General features: G+C 64.4%; 13 protein-coding genes and 1 pseudogene. All 14 read right to left on the bottom strand.

The window, feature by feature from the left end; genetic code table 11:
- Positions 1-174: 174 nt before the first annotated feature.
- The gene (locus tag ACOVRJ_RS13005) at positions 175-561 is read right to left on the bottom strand and encodes a cupin domain-containing protein (RefSeq protein ID WP_422044272.1); all 387 of its coding nucleotides are present in this window, start codon (positions 559-561) and stop codon (positions 175-177) included.
- 15 nt (positions 562-576) lie between these two features.
- Positions 577-3,231, bottom strand: a complete 2,655-nt coding sequence (locus ACOVRJ_RS13000) for a TonB-dependent siderophore receptor (protein WP_422044271.1) — start codon at positions 3,229-3,231, stop codon at positions 577-579.
- A gap of 174 nt (positions 3,232-3,405) precedes the next feature.
- On the bottom strand, positions 3,406-4,422 hold the full coding sequence (glk, locus tag ACOVRJ_RS12995) for a glucokinase (RefSeq protein ID WP_422044270.1): 1,017 nt from the start codon (positions 4,420-4,422) through the stop codon (positions 3,406-3,408).
- Positions 4,423-4,434: 12 nt separating this feature from the next.
- Positions 4,435-5,598 carry a Gfo/Idh/MocA family protein gene (locus tag ACOVRJ_RS12990; protein ID WP_422044269.1) on the bottom strand — a complete coding sequence of 388 codons (1,164 nt, stop codon included), beginning with the start codon at positions 5,596-5,598 and terminating at the stop codon, positions 4,435-4,437.
- Positions 5,595-6,686 carry a sugar phosphate isomerase/epimerase family protein gene (locus ACOVRJ_RS12985; protein WP_422044294.1) on the bottom strand — a complete coding sequence of 364 codons (1,092 nt, stop codon included), beginning with the start codon at positions 6,684-6,686 and terminating at the stop codon, positions 5,595-5,597. Before ACOVRJ_RS12985 ends, ACOVRJ_RS12990 begins: the two co-directional genes overlap by 4 nt.
- Positions 6,687-6,697: 11 nt before the next feature.
- Positions 6,698-7,765: a LacI family transcriptional regulator gene (locus ACOVRJ_RS12980; RefSeq protein WP_422044268.1), complete on the bottom strand. Its 1,068-nt coding sequence runs from the start codon at positions 7,763-7,765 to the stop codon at positions 6,698-6,700.
- Positions 7,755-9,497, bottom strand: coding sequence for an amylo-alpha-1,6-glucosidase (locus ACOVRJ_RS12975; RefSeq protein ID WP_422044267.1), 1,743 nt, complete (start codon positions 9,495-9,497; stop codon positions 7,755-7,757). Before ACOVRJ_RS12975 ends, ACOVRJ_RS12980 begins: the two co-directional genes overlap by 11 nt.
- 5 nt (positions 9,498-9,502) lie before the next feature.
- Complete coding sequence (locus ACOVRJ_RS12970; RefSeq protein ID WP_422044266.1) at positions 9,503-10,339, bottom strand: carbohydrate ABC transporter permease; 837 nt, start codon at positions 10,337-10,339, stop codon at positions 9,503-9,505.
- Positions 10,336-11,349 carry a carbohydrate ABC transporter permease gene (locus tag ACOVRJ_RS12965; RefSeq protein ID WP_422044265.1) on the bottom strand — a complete coding sequence of 338 codons (1,014 nt, stop codon included), beginning with the start codon at positions 11,347-11,349 and terminating at the stop codon, positions 10,336-10,338. The genes ACOVRJ_RS12970 and ACOVRJ_RS12965 overlap by 4 nt, the downstream gene beginning before the upstream one ends.
- A gap of 32 nt (positions 11,350-11,381) precedes the next feature.
- A complete protein-coding gene (locus ACOVRJ_RS12960; protein ID WP_422044264.1) occupies positions 11,382-12,674 on the bottom strand; it encodes an ABC transporter substrate-binding protein in 1,293 nt (430 codons plus the stop codon).
- Positions 12,671-13,807, bottom strand: a pseudogene (locus tag ACOVRJ_RS12955) (ABC transporter ATP-binding protein). The gene ACOVRJ_RS12960 and the pseudogene ACOVRJ_RS12955 overlap by 4 nt, the downstream one beginning before the upstream one ends.
- A gap of 29 nt (positions 13,808-13,836) precedes the next feature.
- Positions 13,837-14,622, bottom strand: coding sequence for a sugar phosphate isomerase/epimerase family protein (locus ACOVRJ_RS12950; RefSeq protein WP_422044263.1), 786 nt, complete (start codon positions 14,620-14,622; stop codon positions 13,837-13,839).
- The gene (locus ACOVRJ_RS12945) at positions 14,619-15,788 is read right to left on the bottom strand and encodes a Gfo/Idh/MocA family protein (RefSeq protein WP_422044262.1); all 1,170 of its coding nucleotides are present in this window, start codon (positions 15,786-15,788) and stop codon (positions 14,619-14,621) included. The genes ACOVRJ_RS12950 and ACOVRJ_RS12945 overlap by 4 nt, the downstream gene beginning before the upstream one ends.
- On the bottom strand, positions 15,785-17,827 hold the full coding sequence (locus ACOVRJ_RS12940; protein ID WP_422044261.1) for an aldo/keto reductase: 2,043 nt from the start codon (positions 17,825-17,827) through the stop codon (positions 15,785-15,787). Before ACOVRJ_RS12940 ends, ACOVRJ_RS12945 begins: the two co-directional genes overlap by 4 nt.
- Positions 17,828-18,114 lie beyond the last annotated feature (287 nt).

The following is an 18,114-nucleotide window of genomic DNA, read 5'->3' as shown; positions in this document are numbered from 1 at the left end:
CCGTAAAGCCCCGCCGCATTAACTCAAATATCCAAATCAAATGCCATCAATATATTTACCAACTAGGGTAAATCCTTGATGGCCCGGAGACCCACAACCAAGAGGCTTCAATCGTTGCAAGGGCCGGCACCGGGAAGCGGCGTCCTAAGGCAATGCCGCTCCCCTGCCCCCGTCTCAGCCCTCTGCCTTGAAGCCAAAGGCCCGCTCATGCACATAGACCAGCTTGCAGTCTTGCAGGTACTGGGCATCGTGGATGCGGCCGGCGGCCACATAGCCGGTCTGCCCTTCGCTCAAGGTCTGCGGCGGGCCATCGGCATGCAAGGCGCCGGCCGCATCACGGGTGAAAAACTGGATGCGCATCTGCCCTTGCACCACCACCGTCATGTCATTCCCCGGGTGGCTGTGCGGCGGCTCGCTGCTGCCGGCTTGCCAGCGCTCCAGCATCACCTCGACACCGTCGGGATTGGCGGGTACGCAGGTGCGCACGGTGAAGCCCGCAGGCGCACCCGGCGCCTCGACATGGTGGGACCAGATCGAACTCTCGTGTTGCTGTGTTGTCATGCTTGTCTCCTCGTATCAAAAAGCCATGGTCAGTGACAACTGGGCGTTGCGGCCCAAGATCGGTCGTGCATAGTAGTAGTCACTGCCGCCCGGCGCTTGCACAAAGCCGGAGCGCGGGTTGCCTTCGGTCAGACCGATGGTGTTGGTGATGTTTTGCACGCTGGCGTTCAGCGAGAGCTTGGGCGTGAGCTCGTAGCGCAGACTCATGCTCCAGGTCTGGTAGGCCGGCAGCTTGACCGAGTTGGACACATCGGCATAGCGCATGCCCATATAGTGGTAGCCCACGGTCAGCTCGCCCTTGTTGTCATTGAAATAGACCGTCGGCGCGATGGTGTAGTTCTGCTCAGGCGTACGCTCCGGGCGGTTGCCGTTCCAGCTGGTGGCTTCTTTGCGCAGGTCTTCCAGCTCCTGGCCCGAGCCGCGCAGCACGCGCAAGTCATTGACGCTGAAGCGCGAGCGCTGCACCACGCCCACCGCGTTCAGCTGCAACCAGTTCAAGGGCCGCCAGTTCATCTCGAACTCCAGGCCATTCGACTTCACGCCTTGCAGCATTTCCACCTGAGAATTGCCCACTTCAGCGCCGTTCGGGTCGCCTTGGAAGTCAGCCTTGTAATAGGTGAAGGTGCCGGTGAAGCCCCGCGTTTGGTAGCGCAGGCCGGCCTCGGCGAACTGGATGCGGGTGACCGGCAATTCGCCGGTGGCCTGGTAGCTCTTGGCATAGCGGCCATAGACGGCCATCTTGTCATTCAACAGGTAGTTGCCGCCAACGGTCCAAGACGGCTCACGCCAGTCATTGCGGATGCTGGTGGTCTGGCCATTGGTCGGATAGGCCCAGCGGTTGTTGGCGATGATGTTGTCCACATCGCAGGCGGCGTCACCGAGGGTCTCAACATCGCAACCGGGCTTGAAGGCGCCGGGGATGGCGGTGTATTCGTTGTAGCCGCTGCGCTGCTCGCGGTATTTGTAATGCTCCATGCGCAAGCCGGCATCCAGACGCAGGCGCTCGTTCACCTTGTACTCGTTGTTCAGATAGATGGACGTCGAGTTGTTGTGGAAGGTGGAGTTACCGTCGCCCCAGGTGGAGTACTCACGCACGCCGTTCTCGGTGTAGGCGCCGACCACCTTGCCAGCGGGGTCCAAGGCCACAATGTCCATGCGGCGGGCGTGCGTGCGCACATCGGTGACGAAGCGCGCGGTGGCCGGGCTGCCGTTCGGTCCGATGCGGGTGTCAAAGGCCAAGAGGCCCACCGTCAGGCTGTTGTTCGGCGTGTTCCAGCTCAGCGACAAATCATTCACCGCCTCGCGCTGCGCTTGTTTGTCGGCCTGCAGCACATTGTCGGAGAGCAAGCCATTGCCGTTCAGCGCATTCAGCTGGGCTGGCGTCGACAAGATCTCACCGGTGGACACCACGCGGATCGCCGGCGTGCACTGGCCGCCGCAGGCGCCCGCAAAGCGGTCCAGCATCTCCTGCACATAGCTGAACTTGCTCGGGTCGAGCCGGTTAACGGCCGGGCGCAAGCTGTTATTGCTGGAAGAGAAGACCACGCTGGCGGTCACATCGCTGTCGGTGTAGCGGCCTTTGGAGCGCAGCGTCAGCTCCTTGCTCAAGGCTTTCTCGAAGCTGTAGCCAATGGCCGTGGCCTTGACGTGATAGCCCTCGCGGGAATCGTTCAGCTGGCTGAAGCTGCCGGGAAACAGCGAGGTACGCACGTTTTGCACGCCCGAGTCCAATCCGATCATGGTGCCGTAATTGGCATTGATACCCGGCAAACTGCGCGGATTGTCTTTGCCCTGCACGGGGATCGGCAGGTAGAAGGTGTTGTGGTCATCGACCAGCTTGGCGTTGATGCTCCACTCCCCGCCCTCGATCTTCTTGCCCACATGGGCGCGCAAAGTGCCGCCGAAGTTGGCGGTGAACTCGGGGTTGCGGACGCCGTCGTCGCGGCGGTAGAAGCCCGAGGCCCCGGCAAACCACCCGTCTCCCAGGCCACCGGCGTAACGCAGGTCAATGCGGCGGGTGCCGTAGTCTGAGGTCGTTAGGCGGACGGCGCCTTCTGGCGCACCCTTGTTGCGGTAGGTGAGGAAGTTGATGGTGGCGCCCGCGCCATTGGTGGTCAGGATGGCCGAGGTGCCGCCGCGCACGGCCTCCAGGCGGTCAATGCCGATTTCTTGCTTGACCAGGCCGTCGGCCGTCCAGCTGGGGTAGTAAAACACCGGCAGGCCGTCTTCTTGCAGCTGCACCCAGCGCTGGTTGCCGCCCGACATGCCGCGCACCGAGTAGTTGTTCGACATCTCGCCGCCCGAGGCTTCCACATACATGCCGGGGATCAGCTCCATCGCCTCGGCGGTGGAGCGCGGGGCCTTGCGGTCCAACTCGTCGCGGTCCGCCACGGTCACGGCCACCGAGCTGTCGCGCAGCGTGCGGTTCAGGCCGGTGCTGCCCGTCACGACCACCCGGTCGAGCTGGCTGGCTTCGTCTTTCTTGTCGGCCTTGCTGTCTGCCTTGCTGTCTGCCTTGCTGTCTGCCGTCGCAGTTTGCTGCGCCAGCGCCGGCATCAGGCCCAAGCTCAGCAGCGCAGCCATACACACCGCGCTGGGCTGCAGGCGGCGCGGCAGTCGCGCTGCTGGGCTAGAGGAAAAGGTCTGCCCGATCTTGCTTGTCTTGCTCATCATGATCTCCATGTCTCCAGAGGTTTTGCTTTTAGGAAGGAAGGTAGGAACGAGAGAAAAAGCGGACGAAAAAAGCCACCCAGCACGCGGCCGGAAATGCGCTGCGCGTTGCGGTTTTGCTTGCTGAAAAACGGTCGCGCCTCGTCCAGGCGCGCCGAAACTAATGTGGCGGCGTCATAGCGCTCGACTCGCACCCAGCAGGGCCGGCGGCTCCTGGCTGGCAATCACATAGCTGGGCACGGCGGCCAGATAGCCCGCCATGCGGCCCTTGCCTTCAAAGCGCTCGCGAAAGCGCGAAGCCCGAATCCACTCAGGCCCCAGTCGCGGCACGATGCCGCCGCCGATATAGACCCCGGCACGCGCGCCGAGAGACAGCACCAAGTCGCCGGCCACATCGCCCAAGAAGGCGCCAAACAGATCCAAGGCCTCGACACACTGCGCCTGGCTTTGCGCTTGTGCCTGTTCGATCACCGCAGCGGGCGTGGTGCCCGGGGGCAAGGTGCAGCCATCCAGCTCACACAAGGCCTCGGCCAGATGCACTAGCCCCGGCCCCGACAACACCCGCTCGGCCGAGACATGGCCAAAGCGCCGCGCCAGTTGTTGCACCAGTCGGTGCTCGCGCTCGCTATGCGCCGCCAGGCTGACATGGCCGCCCTCGGTTTGCAGCGCCGTCCATTGCCGGTCGCCGGTGGACACCAGGCCCGAAACGCCCAGGCCGGTGCCTGGGCCTAGCAAGGCCAGGGTGCCGGCCTGCGCCACCGCCGCCTCAGCCGTGGGCCCGCCGCAATGCCAGAAGTCAGCTTGCGGCAAGGCCGGAATCGCCAGCGCCAAGGCGGTAAAGTCGTTCATCACCACCAGTCTTTGTAGCTCCAGCTCGCTGCGCAGCGCCTTGGCCGAGAAGCTCCAGTCGCGATTGGTCAGGCAGATCTGGTCCTGCAAAACCGGGGTGGCCACACCCAAGGCCGCTTGGCTGGGTGGCGCCAAACCGTCGCGCTCCAAGCCGTTCAGGTAATCCTGTATGCAAGCGGTGAGACTTGGAAACTCCGCGCAAGGCATGACCCGCACCCGCTCGATGCGCGCCCCTGCCCCGCCCTGCCAGGCCAGACGCACATTGCTGCCGCCTACATCGCCGAGCAAGCTGGGTCCGGCCTGCGCCACCCCGCGTTGAGGTTTGAAACCAATCTCAATCATTCCTTGATCTCCTCAAGTCGTTTCAACGCGCGTCCAGATGCCACCCGCGCGATGACTGCGCAGCGCCGCGTCCACCAAGAGCAATCCCTCCAGGCCATCGGCCACCTGCGGCAGACCCAAGCTTTCCGCCGCTGGCGCACGCCCCTGCTGGCGCGCCCGAATGTGCTCGGCGGCCTCGCGGTAAAGCTGGGCAAAGGCCTCCAGATAGCCTTCCGGATGGCCGGGCGGCAAACGGGTGGCGGCGCGCGCGGCGGCGCTGTCCAGCCGGCCGCGCGTCAGGATCTCGGTGGCGCCGCCCTGGCGGGTGAGGCGCAGCTGATTGGGCTGTTCTTGGTCAAACTCCAAACCGCCTTTGCTGCCATAGAGGCGCAGGCGCAAGGCGTTCTCGCAGCCGCTGGCCACCTGGCTGGCCCAGAGCGCACCGCGTGCCCCGCCGGCAAAGCGCAGCAGCAGCTGGGCGTTGTCGTCCAGGCGCCGGCCCGGCACAAAGCTGCTCAGCTCGGCACACACCGATGCGGCCCGCAAGCCGCTGACAAATGAGGCCAGCTGATAAGCGTGTGTCCCAATATCGCCGAGCGCTCCGGCCGGCCCGGCCAGGGCCGGGTCGCAGCGCCAGCTGGCCTGCTTTTGGCCCTGCTGTTCCAGCGGCTCAGCCAACCAGTCTTGCGCATATTCCACCTGCACCAGGCGCAACTCCCCGAGAACCCCGGCGCGAACCAACTCACGCGCATGGCGCACCGCCGGATAGGCGCTGTAGTTGTAAGTGACGGCCAAGAGCCGTTGGCGCGCCTGGGCCAAGGCGGCCAGCTCGCGCCCCTCGCGCACCGAGAGGGCCAGCGGCTTGTCGCAGATCACATCGATGCCGGCCTGCAAAAAGGCCTGGGCCACCGGCGCGTGCAAATGGTTGGGTGTGACGATGGCCACCGCCTCGATGCCATCGGGCCGGTCCGCCTCACGCCTGGCCATCTCGCGCCAGTCGGCGTAGCAGCGTTCGCTCATCAACCCCAGAGCGGCACCGCTGGCTGCGCTGCGCTCGGCCGTGCTGGAGAAGGCGCCAGCCACCAGCTCGAACTCACCGTCCAAACGCGCCGCGATGCGGTGCACCGCACCGATGAAAGCCTCTTGGCCGCCACCCACCATGCCCAGACGCAAGGGGCGCTGAAAGCTGGCACTCATGGCTGCGCCTCTCCGGCCGCGCCGACCATCGCAGAGCCCAAGCCCAGCAAGGCACGCAGCTCTTCGCGAGGGCTGCCGTTGCCGGCAAAGTCATCAAAGGCCTTGTCTGCCACGCGGATCAAATGGCGCTGGATGAAGGCCGCGCCCTCACGCGCGCCGTCTTCCGGGTGCTTCAGGCAGCACTCCCATTCCAGCACCGCCCAACCGGGGTAGCCGTAGCGGGTCAGCTTGGAGAAGATGGCACCGAAGTCGATCTGCCCGTCGCCCAGCGAGCGGAAGCGCCCCGCCCGGTCGGCCCAGTCGGCATAGCCGCCGTACACGCCTTGCCGGCCATTGGGGCGGAACTCCGCGTCCTTGACGTGGAAGGCCCGAATGCGGGAGTGGTAGAGATCGATGAAAGCCAGATAGTCTAACTGCTGCAAGTGGAAGTGGCTGGGGTCGTAGAGGATGCAGGCGCGCGGATGCTGCTGCACCGCGTCCAAAAAGCGCTCAAAGGTCACCCCGTCGAACAAATCTTCACCGGGGTGCAACTCGTAGCAGACATCAACGCCGGCCTCATCGAAGGCATTGAGGATGGGCGTCCAGCGCCGCGCCAGTTCGGCAAAAGCCTCGTCCACCAAGCCGGCCGGGCGTGGCGGCCAGGGGTAGAGATAAGGCCAGGCCAGCGCGCCCGAGAACGTGGCATGCGCCTTCAGGCCCAGCCGCGCCGAGGCCTTGGCCGCCAGCTTCAGCTGCTCGGCCGCCCAAGCCTGGCGGGCCTGCGGCGAGCCCCGCACCGCTGCGGCGGCAAAACCGTCAAACGGCCGGTCATAGGCCGGGTGCACCGCAAGCAACTGGCCTTGCAAATGAGTGGACAACTCGCTGATCTGCAAGCCCAGCTCGGCCAAGCGGCCGCGCAGGTCGTCGCAATAACTCTGGCTCTTAGCGGCCAAGGCCAAGTCAAACAAACGCGCATCCCAGCTGGGGATCTGCAGCGCCTTGAAACCCAAGCCCGCCGCCCAGAGGGCGATGCTGTCCAGGCTGTTGAAAGCCGCGCTATCGCCGGCAAACTGGGCCAGAAAGAGGCCGGGGCCTTGCAGGGTTTTCATCGTGGTTGTCGTCATGGTTTGGAGGCCCTCAAAGGGGCTTGGTCGCTTTGGCGCTCAATCAACTCGGCGCGCTCCAGCACTTGCAAGCGCTCCATCGCTTCGCCGTCCAGGCGGCGCAGCAAGAGACTGCCGAGCTGACGCCCGGCGCGGTGCAGCGAGGCAAAGTAGGTGCTGATGGGCGGCACGAAGAAGGCGCTGATATTGCTGTCATCGGTGGCCACCACCACCGCCTCGCGGCCCGCCTGCCAACCCAGCTCGGCAAAGGCCGACAAAGCACCCAGGGCGGTGAATTCATTGGCGCAAACAAAGGCCGTGGGGTGCTGTGCGCCTTGCGCCAAGTCCAGCACGATGCGCCGCCCGTCCCCGGCCGACAGGCCGGAGCTGCGCAAAAGCGCGGCGTCAAAGCCCAGGCCGGACTCGGCGAGCGCGCGCCGATAGCCTTGCTCGCGGTGCTGGGCATACATCAGCTCGGGGCTGGGGTTGAGCATGGCAATGCGGCTGTGGCCGCGCTCAATCAGGCGGCGCGTCGCCTGATAGGCCATGTCCTCATGGTCGGTGTCATAGCTGGGATGGGCTTGCGCCAGCTCGCTGCGGCCATAGCTGACGAATGGAAAGTCTTGCGACAGCAGGTACTGGATGCGCTCGTCCTGCGGCCGGGTTTGGGTCAGGATCAAACCGTCCACTCGGCGCGATTCGACCAGGGTACGCAAGCCCTCCAGCGGGTCCTCGCCCGGCAGCTGCGGGTGCACCACCAGGCTGTAATAACTGCCCGCCAGCGCGGCATACAGACCCGACACCAGGGCCATATAGCCGCTGTCGCTGAAGTCTTGCTGCGCGTCTTCCACCGGCAAAACGATGCACAAGGTGTAGGTCTTGCCAGTACGCAGCTTCACCCCGGCGAGGTTGACGCTATAGCCCAGCTCGGCGGCGGCGCGCTTGACGCGCTCGCGGGTCTCCGGCTTGACCTCGGGCGCATCTTTCAAGGCCCGCGACACCGTGCCCAGAGACAGACCGGTGTGGCGCACCAAGGTCTTCAGGGTGACGTTGGGGTTGGCCGTGGTGTCCAGTTCATTCGACATCAGCAAGCTCCTTTGCTGCGGCCATCTCTTGCTGTTTGAGCAAACGCTGCCCCAGCAAAAGAAAGACGCTGGAGGTCCAAGTAAATGCGGGGTCGCGCAGGCCGGCACCGGACTGCGCATCAAAGTTCTCGGCCATGCCGCTGCGGGCGGCCATGGCGGTGAAGCGGCGCGCCAACTCGTCGCCGAGGTCGGCGCGACCGCAGCGGTCCAGCGCATCAGCAAAAAGCAGCATGGTCGATGCCCAGATGGGGCCGCGCCAGTAACCATCGGCGCGGTAAAAGGGGCTTTGCTGCGATTCGGTGGCCAAGCCATGCGGGCTCAAAAAGCGGCCGGGCGCCACCAAGCCTTGCAGCAAGATTTGGCGCTGCGCCTCACTCAGGCGTCGGCCCAGGATCAGCGGCAGGAAGGCGATCAAGCTGTCGGCGCCGGGCTCGGGTGTCAGGCCACCTTCACACACCGCGATATAGCGCTCGCCGTCCCAGAGCTGGCTCATCAGGCGTTCGCACAAAGCATCGGCGCGCTGCAGCCATTGCTGGGCGGCCTCGGGCTTATGAAGCAAGATGGCCAGAGCTGCCAGTTCCTCCATTTGCAGAATCAAGAAGCAGCTGAGGTCCGGGCTTTGCAGCGGCGTGCCGGGCAAAAAGCTGGTGGCGTTGTCCCAACCGGCGTCATTGCCATGGTCGTATGCAGGCAAGCCATGCTGACTCGCGCTGGCCATCCAGCTCTCGACCTGGGCGGCCAGCCAGTCATAGGCCTGGGCGCAGCGCTCGGGCGTCCAGAAGCTCGGCGCCATGCGACGCAGCTGAGCGACGGTCCAGCCATGCACCGGCGGCTTGGTGAAGCGCCAATAGGCAAAGCGGTCGTTCACAAAATCGGGCAAGCGGCCGCTGGCATGTTGATGCGCAAACAGCACAGCCAACTGCTGCCAAGCCCGCTCAGGCTGTGCCGCGCCGAGGGCCAGGGCATTGAAGCAATGGTCCCAGCTCCAGATATTCGTCATCCAGTTCTTGGACATATACATGGCGGGGTAGGCCAGCTGCCCTTCGGCCGGCACCAGGCAAGACCAAGTGATGTAGGCCGCCAGGCGGCGGGCGGCTTGCAGTTCGGGCAAGACCGGCGGGCACTTGAGCAGCCAGTCCGCGAAATCGGCGGCAGCGCTTTGCTTGGCTTCTTCAAACACCGGGCAATCCAGGCGCTGTGGGGCAACGCGGTACAGATGCAGCGCCGCGCTGAGCCGGCCCTGATCGCAGGGCAACAAGGCGCAAACGATGCGTTCGGCGCGCTGGCCTTGCCAGGGCGCGTCCAGCTGCGAGCTGCCTTCGGCCAGCGTCAGGCGGACCGACAGGTCTTGGCTGGCGCAGCTGATGTGCAGGGCATCCGGCAGGCGCTGTGCGTAGTCATAACGTTTCGATTGCAGGGTCAAAGAAAGACCGATGCCTTGGGCCGACAGCGCCAAGGTGTCGGCATCCGCAAAGGCCAAGGCTAGCTGACCGGACGAGCAATGAAAGCTCAGCGCCTCGGGGCTCAGGCGCCAAACGCCTTGCAGTGGCTGACCGGCAGCGTCGATGGGCGTCAAGCGGAACAAACGGCCCAGATCGGTGTGTTCATCACCACCGCGCAGATTGCGCAGCCAGAAGGATTGCTCATCGGCCAAGTAAGACACGCACAGCCAGCTCTCGCGCCGCGAGAAAGGCACGCGTTGCGGGTCCATCAGTTCAAGCTCGTCGTTCATGCAGATCAACCTTTGACGGCGGCGCTGGTGGCGCCGTCCATGATGTGGCGCTGGGCCAAGAAGAACAGGATCAGCGGCGCCAGGCACAAAAGCACCGTCATCGCGGCAATCGCGGTCACATTGTTCGAATGCAGGCCTTTGAACTGGGCCAGGCCCAGCGGCAAGGTGTACTGGCTTTGGTCGTTCAAAAAGATCAACGGGCCCAGGTAGTCGTTCCAGCTGCCCAGGAACTGGAAGGTGCCCACCAGCACCAGGGCCGGCGCCATCAGCGGCAAGTGGATGCGCCAGTAGATCTGCCAGGCGTTGGCGCCGTCCATGCGGGCGGCCTCGTCCAACTCCCGCGGAATGCTCATGATGAACTGGCGCAACAAGAAGATGAAGAACGGGGCAGCAAAGAAATTGGGCACGATCAGCGGCTTGAGCGTGTTGATCCAGCCCAGGGCGTTGAACTCCATGTACAGAGGGATCATGGTCACATCCCAGGGAATCATCATCGAGCCCAGCACCACCATGAAGAGCGCATTGCGGCCCTTGAAGTCAAAGCGCGCGAAGCCGTAAGCCACCAAGCTGGAGGAAAAGATCTGGCCCAAGGTGGACAGCAGCGCCACCCAGACCGAGTTGCGCAAGAACAGCGCGAAAGGTTGGGCCTGCCAAGCTTCGACAAAATTGCTCCAACGCGGCTCGGCCGGCCACCAGACCGGCGGCCAGGCGTAGAGCTCGCTCTTGGCCTTCAGCGCGGTGAGCAGCGTCCAGTACAGCGGCGCGGCAAAGGCAAAGCACAGCACCAGCATCAGGCTGTAAAAGGCCAAGCGGCGGCTGCGGGTTTGCAGGCTGCTGTTCATAGACGCGCTCCCTTCTTGCTGGGCTGGCCTTCAGCTTTCACTTCGTTCTCATAAAACACCCAGAGGCTGGAGAATCGCATCACCGAGGCCGAGAGCAAGAGAATCAGTGCAAACATCAGCCAGGACATGGCCGAGGCATAGCCCATGTCGAAGTACTTGAAGGCGGTGTCGTAGATGTACATGGCCAGCATGTAGGTGGACTTCATCGGCCCGCCGCCGGTCAGCAGCAAGGCCATGGTCAGCTGCTGAAAGGCCGCGATCAAGGTGGTGACCAAGTTAAACAAGAGCACCGGCGACAGCAGCGGCAGCGTGATGTGGGTGAACTGCTTCAGTTTGGACACGCCACACATCTCGGCCGCCTCGTACAGCTCCACCGAAATGCCCTTGAGCCCGGCCAGGAACACCAACATCGTGCCGCCCAAACTCCACAGACTGGCGATCACCACCGCGCTCATGGCCCAGTCAGGGCTGCCCAGCCAGTCAACGGCCGGCAGGCCCATGAGCGAGAGCAGATAGTTCAAGAGCCCGTACTCACGGCTGTAGATCCAGGACCAGATGCTGACCAAGGCCACGCCAGAGAGCATGGAGGGAAGATAGAACACGGTGCGAAAAAAGCCCTCACCCCGGCAGCGCCGATTCAGCAGCAGGGCCAGGCCCAGAGCGCCGGCCAAATGGGTGGGCACATAGAACAGCGCGAAACGCGCGGTCACGCCCAGGGCCTCCCAGAAGTCTTCGTCCTGCGTCAGGATGCGCTGGTAGTTCTGCAGGCCCACAAAGCGCTCGCCGCCCATCAAGGGCCAGTCAAAGAAGCTGATGTGGAGCGAGTACAGCAGCGGCCCGACGGTGAAGGCCAGAAAGCCAAGCACCCAGGGGGCGATGAACAGATAAGGCAAGACCTGGCCCCAAGAGCGCGAGCGCCGCAGCTGGGTTCGCGCCGGGTCCTGCTGCCTTGCCGTGTTCATGGGCATCAGCATTTCGCTTTGGGCATCCATATGTTGAGACTTGTGCATGGTCAGCGGTGTTCAGCGGTCTTCAACAGTCTTCAGCGCAGACGCCGCTCGGCCTTGAGGGCAGCGCGGTCCAGAATGGCCCCGCTGTCACCCTGCTTGCTGAGAAAGACTTCTTGGATGGCGTCGCGAACGACATCCTGAGCACGCATCCAGCGCGGGTTCAGCAAGTGCGCCGGGCTTTCCTTCATGCTCTCGGCCATGGCGTAAAAGGGCCGCACCAAAGGGTCTTGGGCCAAACCCTGCTCGGCCGCCACGCTGAGCAAGACCGGCAGGTCATTGCCGCGCAGGCGCACCGCCTCGGCGCTGCTGAAGAACTGAATGAAGTCCCAGGCCAGGTCTTTTTGCTGGCTGCGCTTGGCCATGGCCAGCGCCGAGACGCTGAGCACGCTTTGCGCCGGCCGGCCTTGAAAGCTGGGCAGGCCCACCACGCCAAAGCGCTTGCGGTCTTGCGCCAACTCCAAGCGGAAGGCGCTGCCGTCCAGCAGCATGGCCACCTTGTCGGAGACAAACATCTGGCGCTGATTGCGCCCATCGCCGACGCCCAGCGTCGCCACCGTATCGCTGCGCAAAAGCTCCTGCAGATAGGCAAACATGGCCTTGCTCTCGGGGCTGTTCAGATGGCCTTGCACGCTGACGCCGTCAGCCCCCAGCATGCGGCCGCCGGCGCTCCAGAGATAGCTTTGGAAGTCATAGGGGTCGGGATTCACATCCAGACCAAAGCCGTAGGCCTTGGCGGCCGGATTGCGCAGGCGCTGCGCCATCGCACGCAGATCCTCCCAGCGCCAACCCTCTTGCGGATAGGCCAGACCGGCGCGGTCCAGCATGTCTTTGTTGTAGTAGATGACCTGGGCGGTGAAGCCGGCCGGCACGCCGTAGATGCGCGACTGCTTTTGCTCAGCATCCCAGACGGTGGAGAAACGCCACAAGCCGGGCACAAAGTCGTTCTTGTCGATGCGTGCATCGCGGGCCAGGTAAGCGTCCAGTGGCTCCAGCACCCGCTGGTACTGCGGGAAGTTCCACATATACATGACATCGGGCGGATTGCCCGCGCCAAAAGCGGCCGAGAGCTTTTGGTTGTAGCCACCGCCATAGGCCTCCACCTGCACTTTGACGCCCGGATGGCGGGCCTCAAAAGCGGCGGCAATGCGCTGCTGAATCAAGAGGCTTTCGCTGCCGTCCCAGGTGGCGAAGCGCAAGACGCGTGGCGCCGGCGCGGTCTGCTCAGGGTTGGCGCCCGCACTCGCCCACCAGGCGCCCGCACAGAGCAGACTGAGCACAGCCAGAATGCCCAGCTTTGTACGTTGGGAGCCAAGGATGGGCTTCATTGCGCCAAGGCCTTTTCCACCGCCGCGCTCAAGCGCCGTGGCAAGGCGCGGCCCTCGGCCGCGAACACATGCAGATGCTCAAGCTCCAGGCTCAGGCCCAGCCGCTCACCACGCTGCACCAGCTGCGATCCGTCGACGCAGACCGTCAGCATTTCGCCCGAAGGCAGCTTCAGATGCACCATGCTTTGGGCACCGAGTCGCTCTACCGACTGCACCTCGGCGCTGAGCTGAGCCGCTGCATCGTCCAGCGCCAAGAGGCGGATGTGCTCGGGGCGTATGCCCAGCGTCAGCGCCGCGCCCTGGGGCACCAGCTCTGCCAGCGCCAGGCTGGAGAGCAGCGCAGCGGCCATGGCCCCGGGCAAACGAAGTTGCAGCAGGCCGTCTTGCACGCCCGAAGATTCGGCCGCCAGAAAGTTCATGCGCGGCGTGCCGATGAAGCCGGCCACAAACAGATCGGCCGGCCGGTGGTAGAGCTCGAGCGGCCGGCCCACCTGCGCGATACGGCCTTGGTTCAAGACCACCACCTTGTCGGCCAGGGTCATGGCCTCCACCTGATCGTGGGTGACGTAGATTATCGTGGCCTGCAGTTGCTGATGCAGCCGAGCCAGCTCAGCGCGGGTGTTCTCGCGCAGCGCTGCATCCAGATTCGAGAGCGGCTCGTCGAACAAAAACACCCTCGGGTTGCGCACAATGGCGCGGCCAATCGCGACCCGCTGCCGCTGCCCGCCGGAGAGCTGCTTGGGCTTGCGCTCCAGCAAGGCTTCCAGCTGCAACATGCGCGCCGCCTCGGCAATGCGGGTCTCGATCTAGCCTTTGGAGAAGCGCCGCAGCGAGAGGCCAAAGGACAGGTTCTTGCGTACCGTCATATGCGGATAGAGCGCGTAGTTCTGGAACACCATGGCCAGGTCGCGCTCGGCCGGGGCCACTTCGTTCATGCGCTCGCCGCCGATCAAGAGCTCACCCCCCTGCACCGCTTCCAATCCGGCAATGCAACGCAAAAGCGTGGACTTGCCGCAGCCCGAGGGGCCGAGAAAGCAGACAAACTCCCGGTCGGCGATGTCCAGATCGATGCCTTTGAGCACATCGACCGGTCCGTAACTCTTGCGCAAGCCGCGCAGCGATAGATCAGCCATGGTGAGGTGGGGGCTCCTGTTCGCTGGGTTCAGTTCAACAACAAGGTTTGCAGATAGGCCTGCCCTGCCGCCGCCGTGCGGGCCGGCTGGCTGGGCTGGTCATGCTCGACGATGAAGGTGCTGAGCTTCTGGCGCAGCCAGGGCAGCCAGGCCGGCCAATCCAAGCGCCCTTCGCCCAGCGTGGCCCAGCCCTGCTCAGTCTCAGCCAGTTCAGCGCCGGGTTTGGCCAGGTCTTTCACATGCACCGACTGCAGCCGCTCGGCATAGCGTTGCAGCCAAGGCAGCGGCGACTCGCCAGCACGCGCCACCCAGGCCACATCGGGCTGCCAACGCAGGGCTGTTGCAGCCTCCAACACCGTTTCAAGCACCGTGCGGCCGTCTTCGGGGAGCCGCTCAAACTCGAAGGCATGGTTGTGATAAGCCAAGCTGATGCCTTGCGACTGCAGGCGCAGGGCATGGCTTTGCAGCGTCGCCGCCAGCGCCAGCCAGCCCTCGCGGGTCGTCGGCCGCTCAGGTTCGTCCAGCCAGGGCATCACCAGCTGGGTGCAGCCGCAGCCCTTCAAAGCGGCCAGCACCTCATCCATGCGCTCGGCCAGATCGCTCATCTCCACATGCATGGAAGCCAGGCTCAGGCCGGAGGCGCGCAGCGTGGCAAGGAAAGCGTCAGCGCTCAGGCCGTGCATCGCTTCGCTCTCCACCCAGGCAAAGCCGGCTTGACGGGCTACTTGCAAACGAGCGGCCAGGTCACCGGCGCTGCGCACCGTGTAGAGCTGCAGCGCAATGCGCGGCGCATTCACAGTCATAGGGTTCGTCATGCGCTTTGCTCCTGGACCGCAGGCTTGACCTGGAACTGCAGGCTTTCAGCAAAGCCGGGGTTAACGGGGTCAGGTCTTGCGCAACGGGTGCGCAGCGAGACCGGCGCCTTTTTCTCGGCGGCGCGCAGCACCGCATCCATGGCCTCCAAAACATGCAAGGCCATCTCGCCATTGGCGCGGTGTTGGCGACCGCTGCGCAAGGCCTCGGCCATATCGGCCACGCCCAGGCCGCGATGCCGGCCGGTGAAGACTTGCGGCGTCTGCGATTGCCAGTCGCCATCGGCGTCACAGCTCTCAAGCGCCCCGCCGAACTGATTGGGATCGGGCAGCACCAGGCTGCCGCGCTCGCCATACAACTCGATATGGCTGCTCTTATGCTTCCAGACATCAAAGCTGGTGCTCAGCGTGATGAAGGCGCCCTGCTCAAACTCCAGGCCGGCCACCAGATGGGTGGGCGTCTCCACCTGGATGCTCTCGCCCTGGCGCGGGCCGCGCGGAATCTGCCGGATCGGCCAGCTGGTGTGCGCCATGCCATTGACGCGAGTGATGGGGCCCAGCAGCTGCACCAGCTGGGTCAGGTAATACACGCCCATGTCCATCAAAGGGCCGGCGCCGGGACGGTAGAAGAAAGCGGGGTTGGGATGCCAGTCATCCGGGCCGCGCTCCATCATGGTGGCCTGACCGGCCACGATGCGGCCGAGCTGTCCACCATCCACCAGGGTGCGCGCCAGCTGGCCGGCGCCGCCCAAAAAAGTGTCGGGCGCGCAGCCGATGCGCAAGCCTTGCGCGTTGGCCAACTCCATCAAGGCGGCGCCATCGGCAAAGCTGCCGGCCAGCGGCTTCTCGGTGTAGAGGTGTTTGCCGGCTTTCAGCACCGCCTCGCCCACCGCGCGATGCGCTTGCGGTGGCGTCAAGTTGATGATGATTTGAGCCTCACCGGCTAACAACTCATCCACACTGAAGGTCGGCACAGCCAGGGCTTGAGACTGCGCGGCGGCCGCTTCGGGCCGCGCATCGGCCACGCAGACCAGTCTCAGATTGTCAAACTGCGCCAGGCCCGCCACATAGGCTGGGAAGATATCGCCGGCGCCGATGATGGCCACCGGTGTTGCTGCTGCCGGCATGGCCTTGCCCTCGGGCTTGAGATGGAGATCGTTCATCTTCATGCCGGCGATCCTTGCTCGGACAGGTCCAGCCAGGCCATCTCTTCGGCCGTCAATTGCACCGTCAAGCCGCGCATGGAGCTGGCGGTTTCGGCAATCGAGCGCGGCCCGATCAGGCTGAAGGCGGGGAAGCGCTGGCCCAGCACCCAGGCCAAGGCGATATTGATGGCCTGCACGCCCTTCTCGGCTGCCAGCTTCTGGGCGCGTGCGCGGCGCTCAAAGTTGGCGGCGCTGTACCAGCAGCGCACCAGCTCTTCGTCCTCGCGCAGATCCGGGCCAGCCCGGTCGGTGAAGAAGCCGCGCGCTTGCGAAGACCAGGCAAACAAAGCCAGACCCTGCTCAGCCAGCAGCTGGCGTGAAGCCGGGTCACCCGCCGACACACAGCCGCGCCAGATGGGCGCTTGCATGCGCGCCAAGCTGAGCTGGTTGTTCAGCAAGGAGAAGCCTTGCAAGCCCTTGGAAGCCGCGTAGGCGTTCGCTTCCATCACCCGCTCAAGCGACCAGTTAGAGCCACCAAAGGCCTGGAAACGGCCGAGGCTGCGTTGCTCGTTCAGCACCTCGACAAACTCGGCCACCGGCACCTTCGGGTTGTCGCGGTGCAGGATGTAGAGGTCGGCATGGTCGGTTTGCAGGCGCTCCAGGCTCTCGGCCAGTTCGCGGCGCATGCCCTCGGGCGTGCAGTTGGGGGTGTGTGCACCCTTGGCGATCAGCACGATTTCGTCGCGGATGCCGCGGGCCTTCAACCACTGGCCCAGAATGGCCTCGCTGTGGCCGCCTTCAAAGTCATAGACCCAGGCGGTGTCAAAAGTGTTGCCGCCGCGCTCGATGTAGTCGTCAAACAAGGCAGCGGCATGTGGCAGCGTCTCTTGGTTGTCCACGCCCATGATCAGACGCGACACCTGCTTGCCCTCCAGGTCCGGCACATGGCCATACGTCATCAGCGCATCGGCGCGGCGCGCAATCGGCAAGCCGGCCAAGCTCAGGCGACCTTGCATAGCGGCCTCGCCCTCTTTGGGGTAGCTCAGACCAATCGCCTGACGCCAGCGATCCATCACCGCCAACGTGCCCAGCGAATCGGCCGGGCTCATCGCAGGGTGAGGCACCGCGCCGGCCTGCACCGTTTGGGCAAAGACATCGGCTTCATAGGCATAGAGCCCACGGTCAGTGCTGATCGTCCAGGTCTGGGCCAGAGCTTCGTCAACATAAAGCTCGATACGGCTCTCGCCCGCCTCGGCGCCCGCGCCGTACCAGGGCTTGGGCACGACTAGCGCGCCCTTGCTACCGCCAATGCGCAGCGACTCTTCTTGCTCGAAGCGCACGGCGGTGCTGAGTTGCGCCACGATATTGCCGGGGAAGCGCAAGGTCGCCGTCGCCCATTCATCAACCGGGCCGCTAGCGCTCTGGTACAGCTGACCCATGGCTTGCAGCTCGGTCGGCTCGGCAAAGGGCAAGTTCCGCGCCACACCAGCGATCAGCCGCGCCATCGACACGGGGTAGCAACCCACATCCAGAATGCCGCCGCCCGCCAGCGAAGCCTCCCAGGTGCGCGAGCCGGCCCGTGGCGTGGAGCTGTAGCAAAAGGACGCCTGGATGTGCCGAACCTCGCCAATGGTGCCAGCACGCAACAGCTCCAGCAGCTTGGCCGTTTGCGGCAGGCAGCGGTACATGAAAGCTTCCATCAGCACGCGGCCGGCGCGCTCGGCCTCGTCATAGGCAATCATGGCTTCGGCATGATTGAGGCCCAGCGGCTTCTCGCACAGCACATGCTTGCCGGCACGCAGGGCTTGCACCGTCCAATGCAGATGCTCGGTATGCGGCAGGCCGATATAGACCGCCTGCACCGCCGGATCGGCCAGCAAGGCTTGGTAGGAGGCATGGGCTTTGGGCGGGCAAGCGGGCGTGCCGTGTTGCTCGGCAAAGGCCTGCGCCTTGGCCGCATCCCGGCTGGCCACCGCCACCAAAGCGCCACTGTCGGTCTGCTTCAGACCCGCCGCGAAAGCGCCCGAGATGTTCCCGGCGCCGATGATTCCCCAGTTGAGCATGATGTGTAAATTGAAACGTTATGATTTACGAACAAGGCAAATATATTTTTGGCATGCAATTCAGAACAGGGGGAGAAACCCGCTGTGACTGGAGGCATGGCCGGTAGGTGAATTCACCCTCAGCAAAGACGTGGCGAATAAACAATCGCCCGGGGCCACGGGGGTGCGGCTGAGCGAGGTAAAGGAGGAGCCCTGAGCAAAGCGAAGGGCGGGTGGACTGAGCTCGGACTCAAGGCGTCCTGAGGACGGCTTGAGCCTAGCGAAGGCTTGGTCCGCTGGACCAAGCA

Origin of the sequence: Roseateles sp., assembly GCF_049240545.1 — a bacterium.
GTDB lineage: Bacteria > Pseudomonadota > Gammaproteobacteria > Burkholderiales > Burkholderiaceae_C > Paucibacter_A.
This window is presented reverse-complemented; position numbering and strand designations above follow the sequence as displayed.